A 19,773-nucleotide genomic window follows, 5' to 3' on the forward strand; every position below is an offset into this window, starting at 1 on the left:
CATGGCGGAGAAAAAATATATCGTTGCTTTGGATCAAGGCACAACCAGTTCTAGAACCTTGGTTTTAAATAAACAGGCTGAAGTTGTCAGCGTTGCTCAGCGTGAATTTACCCAAATATATCCCCATCCAGGTTGGGTTGAACATGACCCGCGTGAAATTTGGGCAACTCAAAGCTCAACCCTAACGGAAGCTTTAGCAAAAGCTGGCATTAGCACCGATGAAATTGCTGGTATTGGTATTACCAATCAACGTGAAACGACTATTGTTTGGGAAAAAGCAACTGGAAAGCCGGTTTATAATGCCATTGTTTGGCAATGTCGTCGCACCACTGAAATCTGCGCAAGACTTAAAAAAGCGGGTCTTGAAGATCATGTCCGCAATAATACAGGTCTTGTCATTGATCCTTATTTTTCAGGCACCAAAATTGCATGGATTTTGGAAAATGTTGAAGGCGCACGCGAAAAGGCAGACCGTGGTGAACTGCTTTTTGGGACAGTTGATACATGGCTTATTTGGAATATGACGCAAGGTCGCGTGCATGTGACAGAATATACCAATGCGTCACGCACGATGATCTTTAATATCCATACGCTAGATTGGGATGATGAAATGCTAAAAGCACTCAATATTCCACGCTCTATGCTGCCTGAGGTGAAGCGCTCATCAGAAATTTATGGACAAACCAATCTTGGTGGCCGTGGTGGTACACGTATCCCTATTGCTGGTGCGGCTGGTGATCAGCAGGCGGCGCTTTTTGGCCATATCTGCGTCAATGAGGGGGAAGCCAAAAATACTTATGGTACAGGTTGCTTTATGTTGATGAATACTGGCAAGAAGGCCGTCACATCTCATAAGGGCTTGATTACTACCATCGCATGTGATGAAAACGGCGGCCCAGCCTATGCGCTTGAAGGCTCTATTTTCGTGGCTGGTGCGGCGATCCAATGGCTGCGCGATGAATTGAAGTTCTTTACTGACGCGGAAGATTCTGAATATTTTGCTGATAAAGTTGGTACTGCCAATGGTGTTTATGTGGTGCCAGCCTTTACAGGTCTTGGCGCGCCTTATTGGGATCCATTTGCACGCGGTGCCATTATGGGTATTACACGCGGTGTTAATCGCAACCATATTACTCGTGCAACATTGGAAGCTATTGCTTATCAAACTAAGGATGTGCTTGACGCAATGCTTGATGATGCAGACACGGATATGAAAGCCTTGCGCGTTGATGGTGGTGCGGTTGCCAATAATTTCTTGATGCAATTTCAAGCTGACATTTTGCAAAAACCAGTAGAGCGCCCAGTCATTCTTGAAGTGACAGCCTTTGGTGCTGCTTATCTTGCTGGCCTTGCGGTTGGCTTTTGGAAGAGCCTTGATGAAGTGCGGCAAGTGTCCAGCGTTGAAAAATTATTTAGTCCATCGGACGATGTGGCAAAACAGCAAAAACGCTATAAGGGTTGGAAAAAGGCCGTTCAGCGCGTCCGCGATTGGGACATTGAAGACGCAGAGGATGAATAAAATAAAAACCATCAAGCAAAGTTGTTAAAGTTACTTTGCTTGATGGTCTAGTTTCATAAAATAGCCAAAAGCCCCAAGCTAAAATTTGAAGAATTAGCTTGGGGCTTTTTTATTTAGCTGCCATCGCGTTCATGTAAATAAGGAACAAATAGATCTTTCCAGTCATTTGGTTTTGTCTTTATTGTACCTGAAAGGCCTAAAAACTCAGCAAAGTTCATAACATTAACTGGTGTTGTCGAAAATTTGGTATCCGGATCATTAATAATTGCGAGTATTTCATCCTTATCAATTTTTACTTTTGAACTATTGACAAAAATTTCCGCGGCAAGCTCTTTATTTTCTGCGATAAATTTATTGGTTTCGTCTAATGCGTCGATAAAGGCTTTGGTTGTTTGTGGATTTGCATCAACAAAGCGTTTAGGTGCATAGGTTACGTCGAGAGTGAGGTTGCCTACATAATCAACTGAGTTAACCACCCGATGAATATGGTCTGATTTGATTTCAATTTGTTGGAATGGTGGTGAGGTGAAATGGGCAACAATTTCTGTTTTCCCAGCGATTAATGCAGCCACAGCCTCAGGGTGGGGAAGTGCAACGGTTAATGGATCAAGTTTTGCATAATTATCATGGCCAAATTCTTTTGCTGCAATCATCTGTAACACTACTGCTGCGAGCGATGTCTTTATGCCTGGAATGGCAATTTTATCGCCTGATTTAAAATCGCTTAAGGTTTTGATATGATCACGATTGGTATTTAACCAAAGCGAAGTCGCACTCAAAGCAGTTAAGCCAATTACCTCAACATTAGGAATACCACGAGCTTTTGACCAAAGGGTAATAAAACCCGGCGCGCCTGTACCTGCAATATCAATAGATCCTGCCATCATAGCGTCATTAATGACATTGCCGCCATCAAGAATAACCCATTTAACGTTTAAATCACCAAGACCTTCTTCTTTAGCCTTTTTTTCAAATATTTTTTGGTCTTGCATTACAATCAGTGGCAGATATAAAATTCCATAGCCACGCGAAACACGCACTTCGTTTACTTCTGCTTGTGCCTTGGTAAGGCTGAATGCAATTATTAGAATAAATAAAAGCGATTTTGCCAATAATTTTATATTTTTATTCATGGTTTCCTCCCATTTTAAATTATCGAAAATTAGATTAAAGCTTAATCAAAGCCAAACTTAATGTTGCATACCCCAGCGGCGAATAGTTTTACGTTCAATCCATGCGAAAATGATATTTTCAACAATAAGGCCAATGATAATCACCGTAAAAAGACCGGCAAACACGTTTGCTGTTTCAAGTTGGTTGCGGTTTTCGTAAATAAACCACCCCAATCCGCCAGATCCCGAAGAAGCACCAAACACCAATTCGGCTGCAATTAATGTGCGCCAAGCAAAGGCCCAACCTACTTTTAAGCCAGTTAAAATAGATGGAAATGCCGCAGGTATAAGGATTAAACGCACCAATTTTAAACCTTTAAGCCCATAATTCATGCCAACCATCTTGAGTGTTGTGGAAACAGAGCGAAAGCCTGCATGGGTATTTAGGGCAATTGCCCATAAAACTGAATGAACCAAGACAAAAACAATACTGCCTGTACCAAGACCAAACCAGATAAGCGCGAGGGGTAAAAGCGCAATGGCTGGAAGTGGGTTAAACATTGAAGTCAGTGTTTCCAATAGGTCCGAGCCGATACGCGAGCCAATTGCTAATGTGGTTAATAAAGCGGCTAATATAATACCTATACCGTAGCCAATAACTAATGTTTGCAAAGATGACCAGGTGCGTGCTGGTATTATGCCGTTCATAATGTTTTCGATGAAAGCATGTACAGTATCAATAAAGGTCGGGAATAAAAGTGGATTATTCAGCCATGTGCCATAGGCTTGCCAAATAGCGGCTAAAATGACCAAAATAAAGGCTTTTCTAATCGCACTTATTTTATAAAGTTTTTCAAATAATGATAATTGTTTTTCAACTTCGGGAATACCTACCGGTAACTCCGTTTCTATTCGTTCAGGGCGTATTAAGATGGAATTAGACATAAATTTCCTCCCAAAGCAATGCAAATGCTAGAGTATTTCCCATGAAAGTCGGGTCAACTTTTGCGTTGGACAATGCGACAAAATAATTAGAGCACGATATTGCTTCAACAATAAATAGACGTCCTCTAGTACCAAATGAAACCTATTTGATCGTGCGGTTAACTTTAATATTTTAGCTAATGCACAAAAAGCATATCATTGATACGCGCTTCCAGTTTTCCTTGTTCATCTGTTCCTAATAATTCTGCCGGAATGCTATTTAACTCAGCTTTTACTTGGCCAGGATGAGCGGAAAGAAGTAGGATACGTGTGCCAATGCGGATTGCTTCCTCGATTGAATGGGTAACAAAAAGCACAGTAAATTTTGTGTCTTCCCAAAGGCGCAGTAATTCATCTTGCATTTTACGCCGTGTTAAAGCGTCAAGGGCCGCAAATGGTTCATCCATCAGCAAAATTGCCGGTTCCATTGCCATGCCGCGTGCAATAGCAACGCGTTGTTTCATGCCGCCTGACAATGTATGAGGATAGGAGTCGATGAATTTATAAAGACCAACTTTTTCAATGTAAGAAGTGGCGCGTTCGTCAGCTTCTTTGTCATTCAATTTGCCACTTGCCGTGAGTGCAAATTTAACATTTTCTCGTACTGTTTTCCAAGGCAATAATTGGTCAAATTCTTGAAAAACCATCATTCTTTCAGGGCCGGGGCCGGTTATTAATTGGTTGTTGAGCTTAATTTTCCCCTCTGTTGGTTTAATATAGCCGCCAACAGCTTTTAACAATGTTGATTTGCCGCAACCTGATGGTCCTAATAGAATAAATCTATCTGCATTAAAAATATCAAAGCTTACTTTCCAAGTCGCTGTAACCAGTGTGTCAGGCGTTTTATATTGTAAAGTTACGCCATCAACCGACAATAGCGGTTGCAGCGCTTGCGCGTTATTTGACATTGAATTCTCCTCCTCCGATAAGCGTTGACCACTATTGCAAGGCCATGTTATCGAATTAAACAGCATAAATTAGAATACTGACTCTAACCTGACATTGAGGTTCAAGCGTGCGACTTTTGGTTGTCGAGGATGTTAGCGATATTGCTATTGCTGTTCAAAAGCACTTTCAATTGAGCGGCCATGCCGTTGATCTTGCATACAATGGCAATATTGCATGGGATTATCTTTGTGTTCAAACTTATGATCTTGTTATTCTTGATGTTAATCTTCCAGAGTTGAATGGTTTTGAATTATTGAAACGTTTACGCAGCCAAGGTAATTCGACACCTGTTTTAATGCTGACGGCTCGCTCTGCCATTGGTGATAGGGTAAGTGCTTTGGATCTTGGTGCTGATGATTATTTGGTAAAGCCATTTGATTATCTTGAGTTAGAGGCGCGGGCGCGGGCATTATTGCGCCGTGCTAAAGGACAAAGTCAAAATCTTGTTCGCTTTGGAGCCTTAGCAATTGATACAGTTGGGCGCATTGCAACGATTGATGATATTCCTTTAGAACTCACGAGCCGTGAACTGACTATATTAGAAATATTGGCAATTAGAAATGGTCGCTTTATTTCTAAAGAGGAACTTTTGGAGCATATGTTTGGTTTTGACCGCACACCACAAATAAACGCAATTGAACAGTTTATCCGGCGTTTGCGGTTAAAATTGGCCGATAGTTGTATAGAAATAAAAACTACACGGGGATTGGGGTATCAACTTGCGCATATTCAAGCACTTTAATTCGCTAAAGTTACGATTTTTAGGTGTGTTAATATGCATTGTCATAGTTGTAACCGCTTGTATTTGCTTTTTTACTTGGCAGTTTGCTTTTGTTACATCAAAACAAGCTTTTGACCGTATTTTAACCAATGCAGCAATTCAAATTGCCGAAAATATTTATACTCAAGGCAAAGTAATAACGCTTGATCCGCCTGCCGCAGCGCTTGGATCTTTGTCGCGCAATGATTTGGTGTTTTATAAGGTTGTCGATGCGCGTGGTATAACCGTTGCAGGCAGTGCTGATTTACCGCGCGCTGGTACGCTCGATGATATCCAAAAATCCGTGGTGTTAAAAGATGGCCAATTCGATAATATGGCGATACGCATCGCGTCTATTGGCAAGCGCCTGACAATTGATGGCATACCACAATGGGCTGAAATTACCGTTGGCCAAACCACCCATGAAAGAGATGAGCTTGCATCATCCATGGCAACCAAAGCCTTTATCATTATTTTTATTATGAGCTTTTTGATGATTTGCATGAGCTATTTAGCTATTAGTTATGCATTGTCACCTTTGACAAAAATCGGCAATGAAATACAAAATCGTCTACCTGAAGATATGAGCGCCATTAAATTTGATCTGCCGATAGAGGTTAAGCCTTTTACGCAAGCTTTAAACGATTTTTTTCAACGGCTTTCCAAGCGCATGGCGCGAATGCAGCGCTTTATTGCCGATGCTGCCCATCAGATAAAAACCCCATTAACCAGTTTGGATGCTCATGCTGAAATGCTGTTGCGAAAAAATACTTCGCCAGAACTTCAAACAGATTTAAGGGAAATGCGGGTTAAAATAAAAGCTCTTTCAAGGCTATGTCACCAAATGTTGGGGCGAGCAATGGTCACCCATCGCTCGCAAAATCAAAGTTTTAGCGAGTGCGATCTTGTTGCGCTTTGCAAAACAACTTTGGTGCAAACAGTTCCCCTTACATTAGAACGTGAGGTTGCAACGGCTGTTTATCATCATGGTTTTAAGCAATTAAAAATTCTATGTGACCCAATCACACTTTGCGAGGCTATATCCAATCTAATTGATAATGCGCTAAAGCATGGGGCACATACTCGCTTAATTCTGACAATTGGTAGTGATGAGGAGGGGGCATGGATACGTGTTTCTGACGATGGACACGGTATTTTTGAAGGCGATTATGAACGCTTATGCTTACCTTTTCAAAAGGGAGGTGATCATTTTGGTAATACTGGTCTTGGGTTGACGATCGTCCGCGATGTTGTTGAAGCGCATCATGGGCGATTGCAGTTTTCTTCCAATGATGGCATGTTTCATGTTGCAATTAATGGGTTAAAACTAGCTAGTTAAATGTAATAATCTGTAATACTCTTCAATTAAATTGATAGATTTAAATGAAGAGTGATGTCATTTATAGTGAACGGACAATAATAGCATACCTACATATAGTTAATTTGGAATTATCACACGATATCAATGATGTTAAGAGCAATTTTCTTGAAAATATTTCATGAATGGAGCCATCTTATATTGTAAATTAAGTGATTTATTTTATGAATTTCTAAAATTCAAAAAAGCTGTTGTATAGCCAATATTGGTGATATTAATAAGCCAATTCCAATAAAAATATGGCTTGATGATTCAAATTGACGCCCAGAAAATTGGAGTGGAAAATGGATAAAATAGCCCTTATCACAAGACGCCAAGCAATTTTAGGCGTGATTTTGTAACCTTAAATTATTTAAGCTAAATGTCGTGAACAAACCAATACAAACATTAAAACGCCATATGTTTGGAAAGGTTAAATGGTCTCAATACCATTCACATGATTAATGTGTTTTTTCACGCGCAAAGTTCAGCACTGTTTCAAATGGTTTTGGTAATTTAACACGTTTTGGCATAACAAAATCTCCATTGATGCGAATGGCATATCGTGTCGATAGTTCCTCAATTACGTCTTGGGTTAGTTGTTTGTAGGTGGATAAAACTTGCGCAAAAAAAATATCTTTTTCAGCAAGAATAGAAAAATCACTACTTTTATAAATGCACTTGTCTACTTCAATAAGGCAACGCTCTAAAAGGGGGGCACAAATATCTTCGTAATTGTAAACCATATTACGATATTGCTCCATGATAGGGTAACAATCATAATCGGCTAATGGGTAATCCATGCGTATATTGCCAAGGTAATTTTTAATAAAGGCAAGTTTTTGTTTGGTTTTTTCATCAAGTTCCTCGCTTACTGCATCGCCAAAAGCTGCAATTTGGCTTGGTCTTTTATTAGGAAAGTAAATTCCACCTTTTGGCGAAAAATTATAATTGCCAACTTTATAAGCGTCGAAAAATAGCTCAATATCTTTTACAACTTGTTTTAATAAAATAGTCATGCTGAGCACCATCTTGACAAGGGGTTTTATTTTTTATTTCTGTTATTATAATAGTGACCAAGAATATTATAGTGTCAATCTATATTGATGAATTTGTCCTTAGATGGTTGCTTGGCTGTTGGGATCTTTTCACTTTGCTCTTAACCAAATTTATAGGTAAAATAATGCTCAATTTTAGCTCTGATTATTTAGAAGGCGCTCATCCGCTTATTTTAGAAAACCTCATGAAAACTAATATGGAAAAAACGCCCGGTTATGGCCTTGATCCCTATAGTGAAAAGGCAAAGCAAAAAATTAAAGACATTTGCAAAAAGCCTGATGCAGAAGTTTATTTTCTTGTTGGTGGCACTCAAACCAATGCAACGGTGATTAAGGGTATTTTGCATTATTATGAAGGGGTTATTGCTGCTGAAACTGGCCATATTGCGACCCATGAAGCTGGTGCTATTGAAGCTGGCGGCCATAAGATTTTAACTTTGCCCCATGAAAATGGTAAAATCAGTGCAAAATCCGTCAGTGATTTTATCGATATTTTCAATAAGGATGGCAATAATGCCCATATGGTACAACCTGGTATGGTTTATATTTCTCATCCGACCGAATATGGCGCTCTTTATAGCGCCCAAGAGTTGCAAGATTTGCATGATATCTGCAAAAAGCATAATATTCCGCTTTTTCTTGATGGCGCACGCTTAGGCTATGGGCTAGCTGCAAGAAATACCGATGTTACCTTAGAAGTAATTGCTGAAACTTGTGATGTCTTTTATATTGGTGGCACTAAGGTAGGTGCATTATTTGGTGAAGCCATTATTATTCCGCAAAAAGGTTTGGTCAGCCACTTCTTCACCTTTATTAAGCAACAAGGAGCATTGCTTGCCAAGGGTCGTATTCTTGGTATCCAGTTTGATACATTGTTTAGCGATAATCTTTATTTAAATATTGCCAAGCATGCGATCGATATGGCGGAAAAACTCAAAAAAGGTTTTGCTGACAAAAATTATCGCTTTTTCTATCAATCGCCTACCAATCAGCAATTCATTATTCTTGAAAATGAAAAAATGGCGGAGTTAGCTCAAAAAGTGATCTTTAGTTTTTGGGAAACTTATGACGATAATCATACTGTCGTGCGCTTTGCCACCAGTTGGGCAACAAACGAAGCCGATATTGATCAATTACTCGCTATTATCTAAGTAACTTGGCTAAAAAGCGGACGCTGTCGTAAAGACAGCCTCCGCTTCAATAAACTACTTGTTTTTATTATGCTCTTGGTGCTTCAACCAAAATTTTAATCTGAGTTTTTTCCTTGACCAAGGTTTCAAAACCTTCCGTCACAATATCATCAATCTGGATTTTTTTGGTAATCAACTTGTCGGCGGCAAAATAGCCTTGCGTCATCAGTTCCATAGTAGCTGGAAAAACATCGCGATAAGCAATAGTGCCTTTCATGGTACGTTCTTTCAGTACAAGTGTATTGGGCTGAATCGCAGCATCTTTTTCCCAAATGGAAACAACGATAACCTCACCCTCATAGCGCACACAATCGATATTTTGTTGCAAAACGCTTGGCACGCCGGTTACTTCAAAGGCAACTTCAACACCTCCGCCCGATAATTCGCGGATACGCTCGGTTACATTTTCAGTCGCTGGATTAATTGCATGGCTCGCACCAAGCTCCAAAGCTTTTTTGCTGCGTTGCTCGGATAATTCTACAACGTAAATTTGCGCAGCGCCTGCAGCACGTAAGGCTTCAACCACCAAAAGACCAATTGGCCCGGCACCAAAAACAACGGCCTTATCGCCAGCTCGCAATTTGCTGATACGCACCGCGTGAAGGGCAACCGCGGCGGGTTCTACCAACGCGCCTTGCTCCAATGATAGACTATCAGGCATTTTATGCACCATATGCTCGGCTACAACTGTGTAACTCGCAAAACCGCCGCCACCACCGGAAAGGCCATGAAAGCCCAATTCGTCACAAAGATTATATTTGCCATGCCGGCAAGCATCACAATTGCCACAAGATAAGATAGGCTCAACTACAACACGGTCTCCCACTTTAACGCGGGTAACACCTTCGCCAATCTCGCTAACGACACCGGAAAATTCGTGCCCCATAATAATAGGAGCTTGTTCACCACTAATTGCATGGGGTTTATCAACCGGAATAAAAATTGGCCCAGCAATATATTCATGTAAGTCACTGCCACAAATGCCAGTCCAAGCCACATTAATTTTGACTTTGCCAGCACTCACCTGCGGCTCACTCACTTCTTCAACTCTAATATCCCCTGCTTTATACCAACGTGCAGCTTTCATTTTGTTTTCCTTTCAAGGTCAAACAACAACCTACTCAAATGGTTCATATGTTGAAACCAATGGGTGCGTATGGGAATTTAAATTGATTCTAATACCAATTTTATGAATGTCCAGCATAATCTTGCAACATATTTCTATTGGAAGTGACGGTATTAAAATACCTATAATAACAGAGATAAAAGTCGCGAAAGTCACTTGCTCAAAGCTTGAAGCATCGTAGCTTTTGGCTCTAGCCATTTTTGTCATATGCGGAAAAGCCAGCATCTATAAAGAATCTTTGCTTAAATCAAGAATTTGAATTGACTTAAGAACAAAAAGAGAACATAAATAATACAAATAATGAATATATGGAGAATCGAATGTCAGACCTTATCTATGATATGATTTCATTTGTATCTATTATGCTTTTTGTTGCCACCATTGGCATTTGGATGGTTGCTTTATAAAAGTAACATATTTTGTGTTTTATGCGGGTGGGGAAAGGCCATATGCAACATGCATATGGCCGTGTTAGAGCCGTAATTTTCACAAATTGGAAATATACTCAATAATTTAGCATTTTACATTGATGTGATTTAAGCGGGGAAAAAAAGCAAGATTGCATTTTGGGGGTTACTTTTCATGAGCAATTGGCATATAAAACACACTTAGCCTTATATGTTAGAAATTTATCAACCCGACGGTATTAAAGCCGCTCGGGCGTTTGCCACAGGAAAAAGCGCCATGCCAAAACGTTCTGATATCAAATCCATTCTTATTATTGGTGCGGGTCCCATTATTATTGGACAGGCTTGTGAATTTGACTATTCCGGTACGCAGGCATGTAAGGCTTTGAAGGAAGAAGGTTACCGTGTTATTTTGGTAAATTCCAATCCTGCGACAATCATGACTGATCCAGATCTTGCTGATGCAACTTATATTGAGCCAATCACACCAGAAGTGGTTGCCAAAATCATTGCTAAAGAGCGGCCAGATGCGCTTTTACCAACCATGGGTGGGCAAACTGCATTAAATACAGCGCTTTCACTCAAGCGTATGGGGGTTCTTGATCGCTATAATGTTGAAATGATTGGTGCTAATGCTGAAGCCATTGATAAGGCGGAAGATCGTGCGCTGTTTCGTGAAGCGATGAAGAAAATTGGTCTTGAAACACCGCGCTCAATGCTTGCCAATGCAACGGAAATCAAAGAAGAAGATCGCGCTATCCATGAGGCTGAGCGCACGCGTTTACGCAGTGAATTATCGGGCGATGCGCTTGATAAGGCTTTAGATGAATTAGAGACAAAATGGCAGCTAGGTTCGGCTGCGCGCAAACAGCGCTATATTGCCCATGGTATGGGTAAAGCTGGTCAAGCTTTGGATCATGTGGGTTTGCCAGCAATTATTCGCCCATCCTTTACCCTTGGTGGTACAGGCGGTGGTATTGCTTATAACCGTACTCAGTTTTATGAAATTGTTGAAGGTGGGCTTGATGCCTCGCCAACTACGGAAGTTTTAATTGAAGAAAGCGTTCTTGGTTGGAAAGAGTATGAAATGGAAGTGGTGCGTGACCGCAAGGATAATTGCATCATCATCTGCTCAATTGAAAATATTGATCCAATGGGCGTGCATACTGGCGACTCAATTACTGTTGCGCCAGCATTAACCTTGACCGACAAAGAATATCAAATCATGCGTAATGCCTCTATCGCGGTCTTGCGCGAAATTGGTGTTGAAACCGGTGGTTCCAACGTGCAGTTTGCTGTTGATCCAGCAACTGGCCGCTTGATTGTTATTGAAATGAATCCGCGCGTATCGCGCTCTTCGGCACTTGCTTCTAAAGCAACTGGTTTTCCCATTGCAAAAATTGCAGCTAAGCTTGCCATTGGTTATACTTTGGACGAGCTTGAAAATGATATTACGGGCGGTGCAACGCCTGCATCATTTGAACCATCCATTGATTATGTGGTTACTAAAATTCCGCGTTTTGCTTTTGAAAAATTTCATGGCTCATCAAATGTCTTAACCACCGCTATGAAATCGGTGGGTGAAGTTATGGCCATTGGTCGTACTTTCAACGAGTCTTTGCAAAAAGCTTTACGTGGTTTAGAAACAGGCCTTACTGGGCTTGATGAAATTTTAGTGCCAGAGCATGAAGAGGGCGATGAGAAAAATGCCATTCGTGCCGCTATTGGTACGCCAACGCCAGATCGTTTGCGCTATGTTGCCCAAGCCATGCGTATGGGTTTAACTTTGGCAGAAATTCACCAAATTAGTCGTATTGATCCTTGGTTCTTGGAGCAAATTTACGCCATTGTTCAAATGGAAGAGCGTATTCGCGTTAATGGATTGCCAGAAGATCAAGAAAATTTGCGTATGCTTAAATCCATGGGCTTTTCAGATGCACGCCTTGGTACACTTATTGGCAAAAATGCCGATTTCGTTGCCAATTTGCGTAAAAATTTGGATGTTAAGCCAGTATTTAAGCGTATTGATACCTGCGCGGCAGAATTTGCTTCGCCAACCGCCTATATGTATTCAACTTATGAAGTGCCATTTGCCGGCAGCATTCGTTCAGAAGCGCAAGTATCAAGCCGTAAAAAAGTGGTTATTCTTGGTGGTGGGCCAAACCGTATTGGGCAAGGCATCGAATTCGATTATTGCTGCTGTCATGCCGCCTTTGCGCTTCGTGATGCTGGTTATGAAGCGATTATGATCAATTGTAACCCCGAAACTGTTTCAACCGATTATGATACATCAGACCGCCTTTACTTTGAGCCATTAACCGCTGAAGATGTGCTATCTATCCTTGAAGCGGAAAAAGAAAAAGGCGAGCTTGTCGGTGTTATCGTTCAGTTTGGTGGTCAAACGCCACTGAAATTGGCCGCAGCGCTTGAAAAGGCTGGTATTCCAATCCTTGGCACATCACCCGATGCAATTGATTTAGCCGAAGATCGTGATCGCTTCCAAAAGCTTTTGGTAAAGCTTGATTTAACCCAACCTAAAAACGGTATTGCTTATTCGGTTGAGCAAGCGCGACTTATTGCAACAGAACTTGGTTTTCCATTGGTTGTGCGTCCATCATATGTCTTGGGCGGCCGCGCTATGCAAATCATTAATGATGAGCGCAATTTGCAAAACTATCTTCTTGATACAGTTCCAGAATTGGTACCTGAAGATATTAAAGCGCGTTATCCAAATGATAAAACTGGGCAAATCAATACGTTGCTTGGCAAAAACCCATTGCTTTTCGACACCTATTTGACCAATGCTATTGAGGTTGATGTTGATTGCCTATGTGATGGCACCAATACGACAGTTGTTGGTATTATGGAGCACATCGAAGAAGCTGGTATCCATTCGGGCGATTCAGCCTGTTCACTTCCAGTCCACACTTTGTCTGCTGAAATTGTTGCAGAATTAGAACGCCAAACAGCAGCGCTTGCTAAGGCATTGCATGTTGGTGGTTTAATGAATGTGCAATATGCGATTAAAGATGGTGTCATTTATGTGCTTGAGGTTAATCCTCGTGCATCACGCACGGTGCCATTCGTTGCAAAAGCTATTGGCCGACCTGTTGCAAAAATCGCTGCCCGCATTATGGCAGGTGAACAATTGGATGGTGCTTATAATCAATATGGTGGCAAGCCGATTGAACCAAAGCGCCAACATATTGCAGTTAAAGAAGCAGTATTTCCATTTGCGCGTTTCCCTGGTGTTGACACTTTGCTTGGGCCAGAAATGCGCTCAACTGGTGAGGTTATGGGGCTTGATTATGATTTTGCTATGGCTTTTGCCAAAGCACAGCTAGGTGCTGGTGTAGATCTTCCTCGCTCTGGTACTTTATTTGTTTCTGTGCGTGATAGCGATAAGGCGCGGGTACTAAAACCAGTCAAACAATTGGCAGCCCTTGGTTTTTCTATTCTTGCTTCAAGCGGTACGCAAAAATTCTTGAGCGAAAATGGTGTGGAAGCTACTAAAATCAATAAGGTTTTAGAAGGCCATCCGCATATTGAAGATGCCATTCGCAACCGTCAGGTGCATATTATCTTTAATACTACCGATAGCCCAAGTGCGGTATCCGATTCCAAATCGCTTCGTCTTGCTGCGTTGTTGCAAAAAGTACCTTATTACACCACCATATCTGGTGCTGAATCAGTTGCTGAAGCAATTGAAGCCTTAAATGCTGGCTCACTTGAAGTGCGCGCATTGCAAGAATATTTTATTGCATAAGCTTAATTTCAGCTAGGGGGTAGCTTCCTAGCTTTTATTTGAAACTAAAAGAGCCAAGCATTTGTTCATCACAAATGCTTGGTTTTTTATTTTGGTCTTTTTATTTTTGGCGTGTATGTTATGGGCAAGAGTTGTTATGCAATGACTTTTTGACATAATAGTTGTTGTTGCAATTAAAACGCCTTTAAAGTCAAACTGATGCGGCAGCTTTGCGTTAAATAGAAAATGCAATGGGGGAATAAAAATGGTGGCAGATTTAAAAAAGCGGATTGAAATTTGTGTTGCTAATATTACGACATTGAAAGTTGATGCAATTGTAAATGCTGCCAATAGCTCATTATTGGGCGGTGGCGGCGTTGATGGTGCAATTCATCGCGCTGCCGGGCCTGAGCTTGCGCTTGAATGTCGTATGTTGAATGGCTGTAAAACGGGGCAAGCAAAAATAACTAAAGCCTATAAATTGCCTGCACAATTTGTGATCCATACGGTTGGGCCGGTTTGGCAAGATGGTAATCATGATGAGCCAAAATTACTGAGGGATTGTTATCAAAATTCATTTTTGCTTGCCGAAAAACACCAATGCCAAACAATTGCGTTTCCGGCAATTTCAACCGGAATCTATCGCTTCCCAGTCTTGGCTGCTGCTAAAATTGCTATTGAGGCAATAGGCAATTTGATGCAAGATCATGAAACACCACAAAAGGTTATTTTTTGTTGTTTTTCAAATGAAGTGGCACAATTATATGAACAAGCTTTGGAAGATTATTTGAAAAACTAACCTGCAATAAAAAGATCGCTTTAAAAGGCGATCTCTTTTTTAATTAGATAGATGTAATTTAAAAAATCAGCCTTTAAAGTCACGAGCGAGCAAATAAAGCTCCACCGACTCGGCACGTGATGCTGGCGGCTTAACATGGTGGACAGATTTAAAGTTTTTCTTCAACATGGTAAGCAACTCATTTTCAGTGCCACCTTGGAAGGTCTTGGTTAGAAAGTGGCCGCCCGGCCTTAGCACTGAAATAGCAAAATCAGCCGCAACTTCACAAAGATGGGTTGTCCGCAAATGGTCGGTGCGGCGATGCCCAGTGGTTGGCGCTGCCATATCTGATATGACAAGGTCTGGTTTGCTGCCAAGCGCATCAAGTAGTTTTTGCGGTGCATCATCATCAAGAAAATCCATTTCCAGCAAAATAACCCCGCTTAACGGATCAACATGTAGATAATCGATACCAACAACACTCGGCGCTTCTTCGGTGGAGCCCACAAGATCGGCTGCAACTTGGCACCAACCACCTGGTGCTGCGCCAAGATCAATAACTTTCTGGCCTTTTTTGAGTAGTTTATAACGGTCGTTTATTTCGATCAGCTTATAAGCCGCACGTGAGCGATAGCCATCAATTTTGGATTGATGCACGTAAGGATCATTAAGATGGCGTTCAAGCCAACGGCGTGATGATTCCTTGATCGTGCCGGCTTTCTTTTTAACGCGATTAAATAATTGCCGACTACCGGCACCACCTCTACCACCGGTTGTTGTTGGTTTGCTCTTTTTCATTTGTTATTTACCTTATCATAATGGTTTTGTCGGCGCGCAAATCGGCTTTTGCGCCATGCGCCGCTATGCGACATAAGTTCGGTTAAAATGCCCTCACGCAAACCGCGATCGGCAACGCGAAGGCGGCCACTTGGCCAAATATCGCGAATGGCTTCAAGAATGGCGCAGCCTGCCAAAACAAGATCGGCGCGATCTGCACCAATGCAAGGATTGGCAACCCGTTCGCTCATATTCCATGATAGAAGCTTTTCAGTCATTCTATCAACCTCATTGCTTTGCATCCACATGCCGTCAATACGGCGGCGATCATAGCGCTCAAGCTTAAGATGTATGCCAGCAAGCGTGGTAACAGTGCCAGAGGTGCCGAGTAAATGGAAGCCTTGACTATTGACCAATGCACCAAGCTTTTCGCGCTCATTGAAATTGGCAAGCAAATCAGTGACATGCTTTTTCATGGCATTAAAATCATTAGCTGTTACCGTTTCACCACCAAAAAGCTCGGCAAGAGTAACAACACCAACCGGCAGGGATGTCCAAGCAATAATATGATCGGCAAGGCGCGGTGAGCGGCGATGCGAGACATCAATCAGCGCAATTTCAGACGAGCCACCACCAATGTCAAAGAGTACGATGGCTTCTGTTTCAGGTTCCACCAAAGTGCCACAGCCTGATACGGCAAGCCGTGCCTCAGTTTCACGGTTGACAATTTCAAGCGCAAGTCCTGTCTCACTTTTAACGCGGGCAATAAATTCTTCACCATTTTGCGCAGAGCGACAAGCTTCCGTTGCAATAAGCCGTTGATGGCTAATATTGCATTGTGATAATTTATTGGCACAAATTTTTAAAGCTTCAATGGCACGGTTCATTGCCGTTTCGCTTAGATTATTGTGGCGGCTTAGACCCTCACCAAGGCGTACAATACGCGAAAATGCATCAATAACTCGAAAATAGCCTGGGCGCGTTGGCGAGGCAATCAGCAGGCGGCAATTATTGGTGCCAAGATCAAGCGCCGCATAAAGACCATTATTGCGCGTTGGTTTGTCATAATGAGTATGGTTAGGTAAGCCCTCTTTGAGTTTGGTGAAAGTTTGATTGTCAGCACCTGCAAGCCCAACTTGCTTTTCAAAGCTACGATTGTTTTTTGTGTTATTGCTTTGCCTGCCACCATGGCGCTTTAAATGAAACTTACGATAGCGGCGCTCAGGTATTGGATCTTTTTCGCTGTTTTCGATCGTTTTAGCGCTAAAGGGCAAAACAGCACTATTGCTTTTATTTTTAGCGCAAGGCTTATCAGCCTGTCGATCCTGACTATCCGCATGCGTGATAGGTGGCTGTAGAGATTGATTAGCGCGCGCAATAGTCGAACGTCTACGCCGGCGCTTTTTATTGGGCGTAGCAGTCGTTTTACCTTCTTGCGCCATTTTGGACGCAAAGGGCCTATTGGTATTATCCGTTATAGGACTATTGGTATCTGCCACTTTACTGCTAGCAGCCGTGACACCATTACCTTGTAGGTTTTGGCCATTTAAGTTGGCATTACGCGATTTTTGTCGCCTTCTTGCCCGCTTTTTTGTCTTAAAAGGGCGTACACCATCATGAGATGATTGCTGCGTAGTTAAACGCGAGCTATCATCATTTAAAGTATTGACGATAGCTTTTTTATCAGCTTCCATATCGTCACCAGCCCCCCGTACCGGCTTTTTATAGCCTTCATGTAGCGGAGTCATCATCTATTCCTTGTGAGCGCTACACAATCATTTAAGCATTCTCAATCGGGCTAGATTAAAGCCTTGAATAACAATTGCTTAATATAAGGCACAATTTTAAATGGATAAAATTGAGCTTGAGAGGAGCACTTAATATTTTACGTTGCCATTAATGTAACAGTGCTTTGACAATTTACCAATAGGTAAATGACATAATCTTGATTTTTTTGCCCGTAAACTGTGCGTTTTTTGATTTTGATGCAACAATAGCTGTCTAAATAGCAAATTTCAGCAAAAACACCAACAAATGATAAGACCGTTATCAGGTTACCGCTTGATTTAGTTTGATAGCGAAATTGTGATAAGTGAGAGGCTTTTGTTTCAGCCGTTTTATTACTATATATTGAATATAAATAGAATTGTGGGAGCAATATTTATAACTAACCTAGAACAAAATTAAAAAATTTATTTAACTGAAAAAGAAAATTTAAAATGCTTGTGATGATTAGTTATTATTACATGCTAATAAGAAGGAAAAATTCATGTCTTCATTTAATTCAAGAAATAACATGCCTCCCCTTCCTAATATTGGTATTAAATGGGGCTGGTTTTTAGCGCTTGGTATTGCGCTTTTAGTGATAGGTTTCATTGCAGGTGTTTATACCTTGGCGGCATCTGTTGTTGCAGCCTTTTATATTGGTGCTTTAATGATATTTGGCGGTGTCGCCCAAATTTTCCAAGCTTTTAGTGTTAAGGGTTGGGGGCAGTTCCTGTTGTGGCTGATTGCCGGTATCATTTATTTGCTAGCTGGATTTGTTTGTTTTTATAATCCTCTTGAAGCTGTTGTTGTGTTGACCTTTGTGCTTGGCTTCTTCCTTATCTTATCCGGGGCTTTGCGTATTGTGATTGGTTTCCAAAATAATGGCATCACTGGATCTGGTTGGATTATTCTAGCTGGTGTGCTTTCTGTGCTTTTGGGTCTTATGATTCTTATTGGTTGGCCTGCCAATTCATTTTATATTATTGGTATTTTCATTGCCATTGATCTTATTTTCCAAGGATGGGGCTGTATTGCATTTGCGCTTGGTTTAAAAGCTATTCAGAAATAAAAGCTTTTTAAAAAGACAGGTTTAAAGCAGGGCTTGAAGCAGGATTTTAAATCCATTCAGCTCTGCTTTTTTATTTTAATCATCTTCACATTATAGCCAAACTGCATTACCTTAGAACTGCAATAAATATAGGTAATTGCAATAAATATGGGGAAGGCTTTTATGAAAATTACAATTGAACTTGATGATATGAGTGCAAATGGCTTAAGAGCATTTAATGATAAGGAATGTAAGGGTTGCTCAATCGAAATGGCAGCAAGCCAACTCCTAGCTAAGACTTTAAAAGAACTGGGCTATGTTACCGATATTGCTCAAACAGGAACATTGCCGGAGAATTTGAATTCATCGAATGACGATTGATCATAAAAACCAAAAAAGCACTGGACAGCAACATTCAGAAAATGCTGGCCAAAGCTATAAAGATATCGGGCAATTGCCAATCAAGCAGGTAAAAAGACGCTTTTTTTTACTGCTTACATTGGCATTGGTTCTTATCGCCGTATTGGTGTGGTTAACGCTTGCGGTGTTAGAGGCTAATAATATTGAACCGTTCGGCGAATTAGCAATATTGCTAACTTCATTTATAGTTGTTTGATTCTTAGAATTTTTATTTTACCTTTTAGGTGCAATTAAGTTTAATAAAATCTTGCGCCAGCTATCATAATGTTCAACTGGTAATCCTTTAAAAGGTGAACAGCGATTTAAAGCGGCTTTTGCTGTTGTCGCCATAATTTTTTGTTGTTTTTCATCGCCGCCAATTGGCGTTATTTTTGCTTCACCGATAATCGCACCATCGCGATCAAGCTCCATTTCTACTTGAACACTTAAACGCTCAATACCATCACTGCCAAAGCCTACTGGTAGGCTCCATATATGGGACATACAGCCTTGAATAACTGATCCAACGGTTTGAGCAAGATTGGCTTTGTTATTGCTACTAATTTGCTCACCAAAGCCTTGTTTCCTCCCATCTGGTGTTGTGTTTGGGGGTTCTGGATAAATTGGACGCTTTGAAATATTGTCTTTTAATGGCAAAGAGTCTACAACCAGATATGATGGGGTTGACGCTGATTTTTCAGCATATGCAGCAGGTTGAAAAATTATGAGCGTAAAAAGCACATAGGGAAAATGTTTCTTAAAAACCAAAACTCAACCTCCAATCTCGATCATATTTTT

Annotated in this window: 17 protein-coding genes; 9 read left to right on the forward strand and 8 right to left on the reverse strand. The window is 41.1% G+C overall.

The genetic code is table 11. The features are described from left to right. Position 1: 1 nt before the first annotated feature. Entirely contained in the window at positions 2–1,519 is a 1,518-nt protein-coding gene (glpK, locus tag H3299_RS01450) for a glycerol kinase GlpK (RefSeq protein WP_182418572.1), read from the forward strand. Between the two features lie 113 nt (positions 1,520–1,632). Here the strand turns inward: glpK and H3299_RS01455 are convergent, their stop codons facing one another. The 3 genes from H3299_RS01455 to H3299_RS01465 form a co-directional block, all read right to left on the reverse strand. Then, entirely contained in the window at positions 1,633–2,652 is a 1,020-nt protein-coding gene (locus H3299_RS01455) for an ABC transporter substrate-binding protein (RefSeq protein ID WP_182418573.1), read from the reverse strand. A gap of 57 nt (positions 2,653–2,709) precedes the next feature. Continuing rightward, positions 2,710–3,576, reverse strand: coding sequence for an ABC transporter permease (locus H3299_RS01460; protein WP_182418574.1), 867 nt, complete (start codon positions 3,574–3,576; stop codon positions 2,710–2,712). Between the two features lie 176 nt (positions 3,577–3,752). Then, a complete protein-coding gene (locus H3299_RS01465; RefSeq protein WP_182418575.1) occupies positions 3,753–4,523 on the reverse strand; it encodes an ABC transporter ATP-binding protein in 771 nt (256 codons plus the stop codon). 107 nt (positions 4,524–4,630) lie between these two features. On the opposite strand from H3299_RS01465, the gene H3299_RS01470 reads away from it, so the two are divergent. Together H3299_RS01470 and H3299_RS01475 are read left to right on the forward strand one after the other, a co-directional pair. Beyond that, complete coding sequence (locus H3299_RS01470) at positions 4,631–5,305, forward strand: response regulator transcription factor (RefSeq protein WP_182418576.1); 675 nt, start codon at positions 4,631–4,633, stop codon at positions 5,303–5,305. Next, positions 5,283–6,662: a sensor histidine kinase gene (locus H3299_RS01475; RefSeq protein WP_182418577.1), complete on the forward strand. Its 1,380-nt coding sequence runs from the start codon at positions 5,283–5,285 to the stop codon at positions 6,660–6,662. Before H3299_RS01470 ends, H3299_RS01475 begins: the two co-directional genes overlap by 23 nt. A gap of 479 nt (positions 6,663–7,141) precedes the next feature. On the opposite strand, the gene H3299_RS01480 is transcribed toward H3299_RS01475, so the two are convergent. Beyond that, positions 7,142–7,699, reverse strand: a complete 558-nt coding sequence (locus tag H3299_RS01480; protein ID WP_182418578.1) for a hypothetical protein — start codon at positions 7,697–7,699, stop codon at positions 7,142–7,144. A gap of 164 nt (positions 7,700–7,863) precedes the next feature. Between H3299_RS01480 and H3299_RS01485 the strand changes: the two genes are divergently transcribed. Next, positions 7,864–8,889: a low specificity L-threonine aldolase gene (locus H3299_RS01485; protein WP_182418579.1), complete on the forward strand. Its 1,026-nt coding sequence runs from the start codon at positions 7,864–7,866 to the stop codon at positions 8,887–8,889. A 67-nt stretch (positions 8,890–8,956) separates the two neighbouring features. On the opposite strand, the gene H3299_RS01490 is transcribed toward H3299_RS01485, so the two are convergent. Further along, a complete protein-coding gene (locus H3299_RS01490) occupies positions 8,957–10,015 on the reverse strand; it encodes a 2,3-butanediol dehydrogenase (RefSeq protein WP_182418580.1) in 1,059 nt (352 codons plus the stop codon). Between the two features lie 723 nt (positions 10,016–10,738). Between H3299_RS01490 and carB the strand changes: the two genes are divergently transcribed. Further along, the gene (gene carB / locus H3299_RS01495; protein WP_182418581.1) at positions 10,739–14,227 is read left to right on the forward strand and encodes a carbamoyl-phosphate synthase large subunit; all 3,489 of its coding nucleotides are present in this window, start codon (positions 10,739–10,741) and stop codon (positions 14,225–14,227) included. Positions 14,228–14,471: 244 nt separating this feature from the next. Next, entirely contained in the window at positions 14,472–15,005 is a 534-nt protein-coding gene (locus H3299_RS01500) for an O-acetyl-ADP-ribose deacetylase (protein WP_182418582.1), read from the forward strand. A gap of 66 nt (positions 15,006–15,071) precedes the next feature. Here the strand turns inward: H3299_RS01500 and H3299_RS01505 are convergent, their stop codons facing one another. Then, the gene (locus H3299_RS01505) at positions 15,072–15,782 is read right to left on the reverse strand and encodes an RlmE family RNA methyltransferase (RefSeq protein ID WP_182418583.1); all 711 of its coding nucleotides are present in this window, start codon (positions 15,780–15,782) and stop codon (positions 15,072–15,074) included. Beyond that, positions 15,779–17,203, reverse strand: coding sequence for a Ppx/GppA phosphatase family protein (locus H3299_RS01510; protein ID WP_371739822.1), 1,425 nt, complete (start codon positions 17,201–17,203; stop codon positions 15,779–15,781). Before H3299_RS01510 ends, H3299_RS01505 begins: the two co-directional genes overlap by 4 nt. A gap of 827 nt (positions 17,204–18,030) precedes the next feature. On the opposite strand from H3299_RS01510, the gene H3299_RS01515 reads away from it, so the two are divergent. The 3 genes from H3299_RS01515 to H3299_RS01525 all read left to right on the forward strand — a co-directional run bounded on the left by H3299_RS01515 (position 18,031) and on the right by H3299_RS01525 (position 19,192). Then, a complete protein-coding gene (locus H3299_RS01515; RefSeq protein ID WP_246708105.1) occupies positions 18,031–18,597 on the forward strand; it encodes an HdeD family acid-resistance protein in 567 nt (188 codons plus the stop codon). Positions 18,598–18,759: 162 nt separating this feature from the next. Beyond that, a complete protein-coding gene (locus H3299_RS01520) occupies positions 18,760–18,957 on the forward strand; it encodes a hypothetical protein (RefSeq protein ID WP_182418584.1) in 198 nt (65 codons plus the stop codon). Continuing rightward, positions 18,947–19,192 carry a hypothetical protein gene (locus H3299_RS01525; RefSeq protein ID WP_182418585.1) on the forward strand — a complete coding sequence of 82 codons (246 nt, stop codon included), beginning with the start codon at positions 18,947–18,949 and terminating at the stop codon, positions 19,190–19,192. Before H3299_RS01520 ends, H3299_RS01525 begins: the two co-directional genes overlap by 11 nt. A gap of 17 nt (positions 19,193–19,209) precedes the next feature. Here H3299_RS01525 and H3299_RS01530 read toward each other — a convergent pair whose 3' ends face one another. Then, a complete protein-coding gene (locus tag H3299_RS01530) occupies positions 19,210–19,743 on the reverse strand; it encodes a hypothetical protein (protein WP_182418586.1) in 534 nt (177 codons plus the stop codon). Positions 19,744–19,773 lie beyond the last annotated feature (30 nt).

Origin of the sequence: Bartonella sp. HY038 (assembly GCF_014117425.1) — a bacterium.
Taxonomy (GTDB): domain Bacteria; phylum Pseudomonadota; class Alphaproteobacteria; order Rhizobiales; family Rhizobiaceae; genus HY038.

Coding starts and splice junctions, on each gene's coding strand:
- glpK (WP_182418572.1), top strand. CDS start 2: ATGGCGGAGAAAAAATATATCGTTGCTTTGGATCAAGGCACAACCAGT.
- H3299_RS01455 (WP_182418573.1), bottom strand. CDS start 2,652: ATGAATAAAAATATAAAATTATTGGCAAAATCGCTTTTATTTATTCTA.
- H3299_RS01460 (WP_182418574.1), bottom strand. CDS start 3,576: ATGTCTAATTCCATCTTAATACGCCCTGAACGAATAGAAACGGAGTTA.
- H3299_RS01465 (WP_182418575.1), bottom strand. CDS start 4,523: ATGTCAAATAACGCGCAAGCGCTGCAACCGCTATTGTCGGTTGATGGC.
- H3299_RS01480 (WP_182418578.1), bottom strand. CDS start 7,699: ATGACTATTTTATTAAAACAAGTTGTAAAAGATATTGAGCTATTTTTC.
- H3299_RS01485 (WP_182418579.1), top strand. CDS start 7,864: ATGCTCAATTTTAGCTCTGATTATTTAGAAGGCGCTCATCCGCTTATT.
- H3299_RS01490 (WP_182418580.1), bottom strand. CDS start 10,015: ATGAAAGCTGCACGTTGGTATAAAGCAGGGGATATTAGAGTTGAAGAA.
- carB (WP_182418581.1), top strand. CDS start 10,739: ATGCCAAAACGTTCTGATATCAAATCCATTCTTATTATTGGTGCGGGT.
- H3299_RS01500 (WP_182418582.1), top strand. CDS start 14,472: ATGGTGGCAGATTTAAAAAAGCGGATTGAAATTTGTGTTGCTAATATT.
- H3299_RS01505 (WP_182418583.1), bottom strand. CDS start 15,782: ATGAAAAAGAGCAAACCAACAACAACCGGTGGTAGAGGTGGTGCCGGT.
- H3299_RS01510 (WP_371739822.1), bottom strand. CDS start 17,203: ATGGCGCAAGAAGGTAAAACGACTGCTACGCCCAATAAAAAGCGCCGG.
- H3299_RS01515 (WP_246708105.1), top strand. CDS start 18,031: ATGTCTTCATTTAATTCAAGAAATAACATGCCTCCCCTTCCTAATATT.
- H3299_RS01520 (WP_182418584.1), top strand. CDS start 18,760: ATGAAAATTACAATTGAACTTGATGATATGAGTGCAAATGGCTTAAGA.
- H3299_RS01525 (WP_182418585.1), top strand. CDS start 18,947: ATGACGATTGATCATAAAAACCAAAAAAGCACTGGACAGCAACATTCA.